The sequence below is a fragment of the Streptomyces sp. NPDC002825 genome, from assembly GCF_040295385.1.
GTDB lineage: Bacteria > Actinomycetota > Actinomycetes > Streptomycetales > Streptomycetaceae > Streptomyces.
Genome location: NZ_JBEOVH010000002.1, coordinates 453258 through 463019, shown reverse-complemented (window position 1 = coordinate 463019; position 9762 = coordinate 453258). Strand labels below are relative to the sequence as shown.

6 protein-coding genes and 1 pseudogene are annotated in these 9762 nt (G+C 74.6%); 5 read left to right on the top strand and 2 right to left on the bottom strand.

Features of this window, described 5'->3' with window-relative positions:
* Positions 1–97, top strand: a pseudogene (locus ABT041_RS04530) (ABC transporter permease); the annotation flags it as partial.
* Between the two features lie 91 nt (positions 98–188).
* Here the strand turns inward: ABT041_RS04530 and ABT041_RS04525 are convergent.
* Positions 189–2015 carry an APC family permease gene (locus ABT041_RS04525; protein WP_351178809.1) on the bottom strand — a complete coding sequence of 609 codons (1827 nt, stop codon included), beginning with the start codon at positions 2013–2015 and terminating at the stop codon, positions 189–191.
* A 152-nt stretch (positions 2016–2167) separates the two neighbouring features.
* Positions 2168–2869, bottom strand: a complete 702-nt coding sequence (locus ABT041_RS04520; RefSeq protein ID WP_351178806.1) for a TetR/AcrR family transcriptional regulator — start codon at positions 2867–2869, stop codon at positions 2168–2170.
* 83 nt (positions 2870–2952) lie between these two features.
* Here ABT041_RS04520 and ABT041_RS04515 point away from each other — a divergent pair, with 83 nt between their 5' ends.
* From ABT041_RS04515 to ABT041_RS04500, 4 genes are all read left to right on the top strand, one after another.
* Positions 2953–4401 (top strand): aldehyde dehydrogenase family protein, encoded by a 1449-nt coding sequence (locus ABT041_RS04515; protein WP_351178803.1) that lies wholly within the window; start codon positions 2953–2955, stop codon positions 4399–4401.
* Positions 4402–4643: 242 nt separating this feature from the next.
* Entirely contained in the window at positions 4644–6275 is a 1632-nt protein-coding gene (locus tag ABT041_RS04510) for a hypothetical protein (protein WP_351178800.1), read from the top strand.
* A gap of 39 nt (positions 6276–6314) precedes the next feature.
* Positions 6315–8072 (top strand): FHA domain-containing protein, encoded by a 1758-nt coding sequence (locus ABT041_RS04505; RefSeq protein WP_351178797.1) that lies wholly within the window; start codon positions 6315–6317, stop codon positions 8070–8072.
* Positions 8069–9736, top strand: coding sequence for a serine/threonine-protein kinase (locus tag ABT041_RS04500; protein ID WP_351178794.1), 1668 nt, complete (start codon positions 8069–8071; stop codon positions 9734–9736). The genes ABT041_RS04505 and ABT041_RS04500 overlap by 4 nt, the downstream gene beginning before the upstream one ends.
* Positions 9737–9762: the final 26 nt, after the last annotated feature.

Sequence of the window (9762 nt, the reverse complement as noted above, 5' to 3'; positions counted from 1 at the left end):
CGGCCACAACGGCTGGCTCGCCCTCGCCTGGTGCCTCGCCCTCGCCGCCCTCGGCTACTTCTGGTCCAAGGCGGTGTTCAACCGGGACCCGAAGTGACCCGAGCCGTGCACGGCCGCCACGGCCGCCGCCCGGGCAACCGGGTCGGCGGCCACAGGTGTGCCTCCGGCGGCGGGGGTACGGAGTTCCGTCAGCAGCGGAAGCGGAGCCGGCACACGACGGCGTTCGTGTCGCGGCGGACGGCGTGGGCGACGACCGCGCCCCGCTGGTTCTGCAGCGCGCGCTGCCAGAGCCGTTCGGGTTCGGCCTCCGGGATGAGGACCGTGACCCGGGTGCCCGGTTCGGTCGCCCCCAGGTCGCGTACGTAGGCGGTGATGGGCCGGCCGAGGGAGCGCCGTGCGGAGGGGAGCCGCACGAGGGGGACGCCCGGGTTCCACAGGGCCCAGTCCCGTTCGAGGGCCTCGGTGGCCGCCAGGTCCTCGGGGTCCGGGTGGCAGACGGTGAGCGCGCGGACCTCGTCGCCGAGGGAGACGGCCGCGGTGAGGGCCTCGCTGGTGAGGCGGGTGAGGGAGGAGACGGGGACGAGGACGAGGGAGCGTTCGCGGTGCGGGGGTTCGGGGACGCGGCCGACGCCGAGACGCTCGCCGATCCGGCCGTACGCGCGGTGGACGGTCTCGAAGAGGACCACGAGCAGGGGCAGGGCGATGACGATCAGCCAGGCGCCGTCGTGGAACTTGGTGGCGGTGACGACGATCGCGGAGACCCCGGCGAGCAGGGCGCCGAGGCCGTTGAGCGCGGCCTTGCCCCACTGCCGGGTGGCCCGCCAGTGCAGGACCATGCCGGTCTGGGCGATCGTGAAGCCGACGAAGACGCCGATCGCGAAGAGCGGGACGAGGGTGTTGGTCTCTCCGCCGGAGAAGACGAGGAGGGCGGCCGAGACGACGGCGAGCCAGACGACGCCGTGGCGGTGGACCTGGCGGTCGGCCTTGAGGCCGAAGACGTGCGGCAGGTGGTTGTCGCGGGCGAGGAGTTTCAGCAGGACGGGCAGTCCGCCGAAGGAGGTGTTCGCGGAGAGGGCGAGCAGCACCATGGTGGCGAACTGGAGGACGTAGAAGGCCCCGTTGTGGCCGAGGGAGGCGTCGGCGAGCTGGGCGAGGACGGTGACGCCCTCGACCGGCTGGAGGCCGAAGCGGGAGATCAGTACGGACAGGCCGATCAGCATCACGCCGAGCAGCGCGCCGAGAGCGACCTCGGCGCGCATGGCGCGCCGGGCTGCGGGGGCGCGGAAGGACGGCACCGCGTTGGCTATGGCCTCCACGCCGGTGAGCGCCGAGCAGCCGGAGGCGAAGGCCTTGAGCAGGAGGAGGGCGCCCACGGTGGTGGCGTTGCCGGCGAGGACGGAGGCGTGGCCTGCGGACGCGGCCGTGGAGACGGGGGCGTCGCGGAACAGGCCGACGACGATCAGGACGAGGATCGCGCCGATGAAGACGGCCGTGGGGAGGATGAAGGCGCGCGCGGAGTCGACGATGCCCCGGAGGTTCACTGCCGTGATGAGCACGAGCACCGCCAGGCAGATCCACAGGCGGTCGCCGTACAGGCCGGGGAAGGCGGAGGTGAGGGCGGCGACGCCGGCGGTGACGGCCACGGCGACGTTGAGGACGTAGTCGAGGACGAGCGAGCCGGCCGCGACGAGGCTGGTGCGGCGGCCGAGGTGCGCCTTGGCCACCGCGTACGATCCGCCGCCGTCCGGGAAGGCGGCGATGACGTGCCGGTACGAGGCCACGAGCACGGCCAGCAGCGCGGCGATGGCCAGCGTGACGGGCAGGGTGAACCCGAGTCCGTGTCCGCCGGCGGCCGCGAGGACGAGGACGACGGCCTCGGGGCCGTACGCCACGGAGGCCATCGCGTCGAGCGACAGCGCGGCGAGGCCGGTGACGGCCGTCAACTGGTGGCGGCCCGAATCAGGGGGCTCCTCGACGGCGGGCGTGGCGCGGTTCTCGGTGGTCAGAGCGGACATGGGGGTGAGCTCCTTCGTACTCAGGTCCGCTCAGGGTGTCCCCCGGGTCCGCCGGCTCCCGCCCCTCCTGGCGCGTTCTTGGCGCCGGACCCCGCTGTCCTCACGCCTTCTTGACGCGGGGTCACTCCGCGGGCGGCAGGCCGCTGGGCCGCTCAGCGCGTCGCGTGGTCGGCGCCGGGGGAACTCGCCCGGTCCAGTGCGGCGAGGAGCAGCTGGAGTTCGGCCTCGACGAAGGCGGACGCGGCAGCGGGGGGCTCCACGGGGCCGGGGGTCTCCAGGGACGCCGGGGTCTGCAGGGAGGCGGGGGGCTCCTCGGGGGTGGGGAGGAAGACCGAGCGGGCCGCGACGGTGCCGATCAGGACCAGGGTCAGGACGTTGAGCTGTTCGGGCCCCGCCCCCTGACCCAGTTCGCCACGGCGGACGGCCTGGGCGATGAGCGTGTCGAGCTGCTCGCGGACCACCAGGTACACGTCGTCGTGGAGGATCCGGCGCAGCTCCGCGTCGTGCGCGGCCTGGCCCATCAGCGACAGCAGTGCGGGGCCGGTGGAGGAGCCCAGAACGCGCTGCTTGCGCGCGAGGAACTCCCTGAGGTCGCCTTCCAGGGAGCCGGTGTCGATGCCGCTGAGTTCGTCGAGGGCGATGTGTCGGGCCACGGCGCCGGCGAGCGCCTGCTTCGAGGGCCAGCGGCGGTAGAGGGAGGCGGTCGAGGCGCCGGCGCGCCGGGCCACGGCCGTGGTGGTGAAGGCGGCCCAGCCCGACTCCTTGAGGACCTCGATCGCCGCGTCGATCAGGGCCGCGTCGACGCGCGGGTCCTTCGGTCGTCCCTTGAGCGCGGCCTCGTCCCTCGTCGTCATGGATCGATTCTCTCCCATCGGTCGGGCGACCTTCCGCTACAGTAAACGAAAAGCTTTCGTTTCGTATTGAGGTGTGTGACTCCATGCCCACGACGACAACCGACCGGCTCCTCCCCTCCGCCACCCGGATCCCCGGCGCGGTGGCCGGGGCGCGGCGGATCTTCGACTCCGGCGCGACCCGCCCCCTGACCGCCCGCGTCCGCTCCCTGCACGCGCTGCGCGCGATGGTCACCGAGAACGAGGCCGCGTTCGAGGCCGCCCTGTGGAGCGACCTCCACAAGGGCCGGGCGGAGGCGCAGCTCACCGAGATCAGCGTGGTGCTCGCGGAGATCAACCACACCTTGCGGCGGCTGCGGGGGTGGGCGCGGCCGAAGCGCGGTCCCGTTCCCCTGGCGCTGTGGCCGGCGCGCGCCCGGCTGGTGTCCGAGCCGCTCGGTGTGGTGCTCGTGATGTCCGCGTGGAACTACCCGGTGCAGGTCCTGCTCTCCCCGCTGGTCGGCGTGCTCGCCACGGGGAACACGGCGGTGCTCAAGCCGAGCGAGCTGGCACCGGCGACCTCGGAGCTGATGGCCCGGCTCGTGCCCCGCTACTTCCCGGACGGCGTGGCGCGCGTCGTCGAGGGTGGCGTGCCGGAGACCACCGAGCTGCTCGCGCAGAAGTTCGACCACATCGTGTTCACGGGCAGTGGGACCGTGGGCCGCATCGTGCTGCGCGCGGCGGCCGAGCACCTGACTCCGGTGACGCTGGAGCTCGGCGGGAAGTCCCCGGTGTGGTTCGACGACGACGCCCGTCTCCACCGGGCCGCCCGCCGTCTGGCGTGGGCGAAGTTCACCAACGCCGGCCAGACGTGCGTCGCCCCGGACTACGCGATGACCACGCCGGACCGGGTCCCGGCGCTCGTCGCCGCGCTGGAGAGGGCGGTCAAGGACCTGTGGGGCCCCGATCCCCGTACCGCCCAGGACTACGGACGCATCGTCAACGAGCGGCAATACGACCGTCTCGTCGGCCTCCTCGACGGGGCGGACGTGGCCGTCGGCGGCGAGCGCGACCGGGCGGAGCGCTACCTCGCTCCCACGGTCGTGACGGTTCCCGCCGGCACCGGCCGGCCGGTCGTCGGCCCGGACGCGGCGCATCCCGTACTGCGCGAGGAGATCTTCGGGCCGATCCTGCCGATCGTCCCCGTCGCCTCCGCCGAGGAGGCCGTGGAGGTGGTCAACGCCTGGGACAAGCCCCTCGCCCTGTACGTGTTCAGCTCCTCCGCCCGTACCCGCCGGCTGTTCGAACGGAGCACCTCGTCCGGCGCGGTGGTCCACGACGCGGGACTCGTGCACGTCGCGACGACGGGACTGCCGTTCGGCGGCGTCGGCGGGAGCGGTACGGGCGCCTACCACGGTACGTACTCCTGGCGCACCTTCTCCCACCTCAAGCCCGTCCTGCACAAGCCGCTGGGTCCCGACACCCTCCGCCTGGCACAGCCGCCGTTCGACGACCTCGGGCTCCGGCTCGTCCAACGCCTGATGCGCCACGGGTGAGCCGCTTCGGACCGGTGATCCGTGCTGGCCGAAACTCGATTTCCGGGCGGATCGACGGCAGGGGGTTCGTCCCCTCCTGAGCCCCCTGAACCCTTGCGTCCGGTGGCCGAAAGCCTCTATAAGGTTCCGTGTAGGCATCGGTTGGGATGGCCGGAAAGGCATCCATGCCACCGACCAGGGGGACCCTCCACTTCCCGCCGGGAGCACCGTGCGCGCACGCGTACCGACGGAGACGTGAGGCCATGACCGACAACGACGCCTTTCGCGATGCCATGACCCGTCTGGCGGTCGATCCCGCGTTCGCGGAGCAACTCGACGGCGACCCCGCCGAGGTGGCGCGCAGACTCGGCCTGACGCCCGAGCAGGTCACCGAGCTGCGCCGGCTCCGCGTCGAGTCCGGTACGGCCGAGGGGCCCGCCGCCCTCGACGCGCGGCTGTCCAAGTCGTCGCTGTTCTTCGGCAACGCGGCCCACGCCCTGGCCGCCCACGACGTGCCGGTCGACAGCGGTCCACAGGACACGACGGAGGCCCTGGGCGACTACCGTGACGCGGCCGGCGCGCTCGACGCGACGGCGACCGACGTCGCCGGCCTGATGGGAGACGCCCTCACCGACACACCGGTCGCCGACGGCGGCTCCCTCCTCGGCGACCTCGGAGGGCTCGGCACGCCGGGCGACATCGGCGACGCGGGAGGCCTGGGCGAATCCGGTGACTTCGGCGACTTCGGCGGGGCCGGGGACTTCGGCGGAGCCGGGGACTTCGGCTCCTTCGGTGACGGAGACGCAGGCTTCGGCGAGGACGGACTCGGCGGCCACGGCGGTGGATTCGGGGACGGCCACGGAGGCGGGCTCGGCGACGGATTCGGCGGCGGATTCGGAGACGGCCACGGAGGCGGATTCGGGGACGGATTCGGCGACGGTCACGGAGGCGGATTCGGAGACGGCCACGGAGGCGGATTCGGGGACGGATTCGGCGACGGTCACGGAGGCGGCGACGGATTCGGCGGCGGTTTCGGTGGCGGCCGCGACGGTGGCGGCGGCGGGTTCGGCGACGGCTTCGGCGGCGGAGGCGACGGATTCGGCGGCGGCCGCGACGGGGACGGTGCCGGAAGTTTCGGGCACGGCGGCATCTACGAGCGCGGCGAAGACGGCGGAGGCTCCGGGGGCGGCGAAGGCGGCGGAGGCGACTCCGGCGGTGGCGGTGGCGGCGATGGAAGCAGCAGTGAGAACGGCCGCCGGCCCGGCGGCGGCTCCGGAGGCGGCGGCGAGGGCGGCGGAGGCGACTCCGGCGGTGGCGGTGGCGGCGACGGAAGCAGCAGCGAAAACGGGCGCCGGCCCGGCGGCGGATCGGGAGGCGGCGAAGGCGGCGGAGGGGGCGGCGGCGAGGGTGGTGGTGGCGACGGCGGCGGCGAGGGCAGCAGCAGCGAGAACGGCCGTCGGCCCGGCGGCGGCTCCGGTGGAGGCGAAGGCGGCGGCGGAGGTGGCGGCGGGGGTGAAGGCGGCGGTGACGGCGGAGGCGGCGACGGAAGCAGCAGCGAGAACGGGCGCCGGCCCGGCAGCGGCGGCTCCGGAGGCGGCGACGGCGGCGAAGGTGGCGGCGGCGAGGGCAGCAGCAGCGAGAACGGGCGCCGGCCCGGCAGCGGCGGCTCCGGAGGCGGCGACGGCGGCGGCGACGGCGGCGGCGACGGGCAGGACCAGGGCGGTCGTGGCGGCGGGCGCCACGGGACTCCCGCTCCCGACACCGAGGGCGCGGGCGGCGGCCTGATCCGTCCCGGCCTCGACCGGCTCGGCGGCGCCGGCCGTCTGCACACCGCCGGGCCCGGCCACGACACGCCCGGCGGCCTGTCCGGCGGTTCCTTCGCCGCCGGTTCCTGAGACATCGGGACCGACGGAATGCTCTGCCATGCCTGTCGCGTGCACGTACGGCGCGACTTCCCGTACTGCCTGCGCTGCGGCACCCTGCGCCGCGGCGCGGCTCCGACGTCCTTCGCCGCGCCCCGGCTGCGCGGCCTCGACGACCCCGGCCTCCTCGTACCGCTGACCGGCGAGGTCACGACGCTGGGCCGCGGCGCGGACAACGACGTCGTCCTGGCGGACGGCAGTGTGTCGCGCCGTCATGCCCGCGTCGTCCGGGACGCCTCGGGGTTCCGGGTCGAGGACCTGGACTCGTTCAACGGCACGGCCGTCGCCGGGGCGACCCTGCACGGCGGCGCGGCGCGCCTGGACGACGGTGCCGAACTGTCCGTCGGAGACGTGCGGTTGGTGTTCGAGCAGCCGCGGGACGCGCGGATCGGGTCCCGGACCGTCCTGGTCGGCACCCAGCTCACCGAACTTCCGTCCGGTACGGGACCCGAGCCGGACGCGCCCGAGGCGCACGGCCCGCTCACCGCGCGGCCGCGCCGCCGCGGCGGCTGGGCGCTCAAGCAGGTGCCGACGAGCGGCCGCGCGGAGCCTCACTGGGTGCTGAACAACACGCGGACCGGCGCGTATCTCCGGCTCGACGAGCGGGAGGTGTTCCTGTGGAACGCCCTCGACGGCGACGCCACGGTGCAGGACCTGCTCTTCGCGTACGCGGACCGCTTCGGGGAGCTGGCGCTGCCGCGGATCGAGGCCGCGCTCGCGGCCTTCGCGGACGCCGGGCTCCTGCGCGGCCTGCCGGGGCAGCGGGAGGAAGGGGCGGCCTCGGGACCGCGCCGGGTGTGGCGGGCGGTGTACCGGGCGCTGCTCAGGCTCGAGGTGTCCGTGCCGGGCCTCGACGGGGCCGTGACCCGGCTGTACGCCGGCGGCGGCTGGCGGTTCTTCACCCGTACCGGAGTGGCGCTGGTATGGCTGTCGCTGCTCGGCGGCCTGGTGGTGTTCTTCGCCGTGGCGCAGGGCCGACAGCATCTCCTCGACTTCGGCGGGTCGGGCGTCTGGGGACCGGTGGCGCTGACCGCCGGCTACATCTCGGCGCTCGTGGTGCACGAACTGGCGCACGCCCTGGCGGTGAAGTCGTACGGCCGGACGGTCCGGCGGGGCGGTTTCATGCTGATGATGGGGATGCCGTTCGCGTTCGTGGACACCAGCGACATGTGGTTCGGCACGCGCTGGTCGCGGGTCGTGGTGGCACTGTCCGGGCCGGTGTCGACGGCCGCCCTGGCGGGCTGGTGCGCGGTGGGCGCGGCCTTCCTCCCGGTGGGGCCGGTCTCGGCGGTGCTGTTCCACCTGGCCTTCGGGCTGTACCTGAACACCCTGTACAACTTCAACCCGCTGATGCCATTGGACGGTTACCAGGCGCTCACCGACGCGCTGCGCGTGCCGCGGCTGCGCGAGGAGGCGAGCGCGTACTTCCGCAAGGGGTTGTGGCGGGACCTGAGGGCGGGCCGGCGCCCGGGGCTGCGGCAGGCGGGCATGGCCGCGTACGGCCTCGCGGTGGTCGTCGGCACGTACGGCTTCCTGGTCCTGGCCCTGCTGGCCTGGCGTTCCCGGCTCGGGGAATGGCTGGAGGGGCGGGTGGCAGCGCCGTGGGACACGGTGATCGTGGCCGTGGTCGTGGCCCTGGTGGCTTTCCCGGTGTGGGCGGCGCCGGTGCGGTGGCTGGTGCGGCTGGTGAAGCGGCGTCGCGCGGCGGCGGGCGGCGGCCGGGCGAAGGGGGCGGTCGTGGAGGGCACGGCCGTGGAGGGGACGGCATGAGCGACGTACCGAACGACGTACGCAGCGGCGGTGGGTCCAACCCGCGCATGGTGGACGGCGGTTGGGCGGTTCCCGGGTACGAGGCCGTGCGCACGCTCGGCCGGGGCGCGGGCGGGCGGGTCGTCCTGGCACGTCACGGGGCGACGGGAGTGCCCGTGGCCGTCAAGTACCTGAGCGAACGGCTGCACGGCGACCGGGAGTTCCTGGCCCGGTTCCGCGCCGAGGCCAGGCTGCTCGGTGAGCTGCGGCACCCGTGCGTGGTGCGGCTGTACGAGTACGTGGAGGCCCGGCGGGGCGCGGCGATCGTCATGGAGGCGGTCGACGGGGTCACCCTGCGCGAGCTGCTGCGCGCCCACGGGGCCACGGGTCCGGAGGCCGCTCTGGTGCTGCTCAAGGGCTCGCTGCTCGGGCTCGGCGCCGCCCATGCGGCCGGGGTGGTGCACCGCGACTACAAGCCGGAGAACGTGCTGGTCCGCGCCGACGGTTCGAGCGCGCTCGCCGATTTCGGCATCGCCGTGCGCGCCGGCCGCGAGGCGGAGGCCGCGGGGACGCCCGCGTACATGGCGCCCGAGCAGTGGGACGGCGAGCCGGCGAGCCCGGCCGGCGACGTGTACGCGGCGACGGCCGTGTTCCACGAGTGCCTCACCGGCCGGCAGCCGTTCGTCGCCGACGACCTGATCGCGCTGCGTCTGCAGCACCTCCGGGCACCGGTCGAGACGGCCGGCGTGCCCGAACCGGTGCGCGACCTGGTCCGGGCGGGCCTGGCGAAGGACCCGGCGGACCGACCCGGCATCGACGTGTTCCTCGCCGGACTCGAACGCGCCGCCGCGGACGGCTACGGCGCGGACTGGGAGGAGCGCGGGCGCCGGAGGCTCGGACGGCTCGCCGCGCTGCTCGCCCTCTTGTTCCCGTTCGCCACGACGGCGGCGGTGTACGAGGCCACCCCGGCGCTGACGGTCCTGGGCCGCCTGCGGGGCGTCCTCGGAAGGACGCTGGCCGGGGCGGCCGTGCTGGCCGTGGTCGCGGCCGGTGCGGTGACGGTGGCGAAGGCCGGGACGGCCGGCGACACGACGACGACCGTGGCGGAGTCCGTCCCGTCGGGGTCCCCCGCGTCCGGTGCACCGGCCCCGTCCGCGTCGTCCCTTCCGCCCTCGGGCTCCGCGGCGCCGAGCGGGTCGCCGTCCGGCAGTCCCTCGACCGAACCGACACCGGGCGACACGACGACGGCACCGGCCACGGACGGAACGCCGACGACGACCGGACCCGGACCGGGCCCTACGGCCGCCACCCCGAGCCCGACCGCCCCGACGCCGGCCACCGCGCCTCCGGGCACCACGGCGCCGGCCGAGCCGACGCCGGGCACCATCACCATCGTCATCGGCTCCCTGCGCCGCGGGGCGGGCAGCACGCTGATCGCCGACGTGACGGTCGACACCACCGGCACCGGCCCGCTGACGCTCACGGCGGACTTCTACGCCAACTCGCCCGCGGAGCCGTACGGTTCGCAGTCCCGTCGACTGTCGGGCGGCACGCGGTACACCGTGACCTTCGAGGGCGACTTCTCGAACCACCCGTGCCGGGGCACCTGGAACATCGCCGTCAGCAGCAGCCCGCAGTCCCCGGACGGAACGCGCACGGCCTCCGCCGACGCCCCGCCGTGCTGAACCACCACCCAGGAGAACGAGGCACG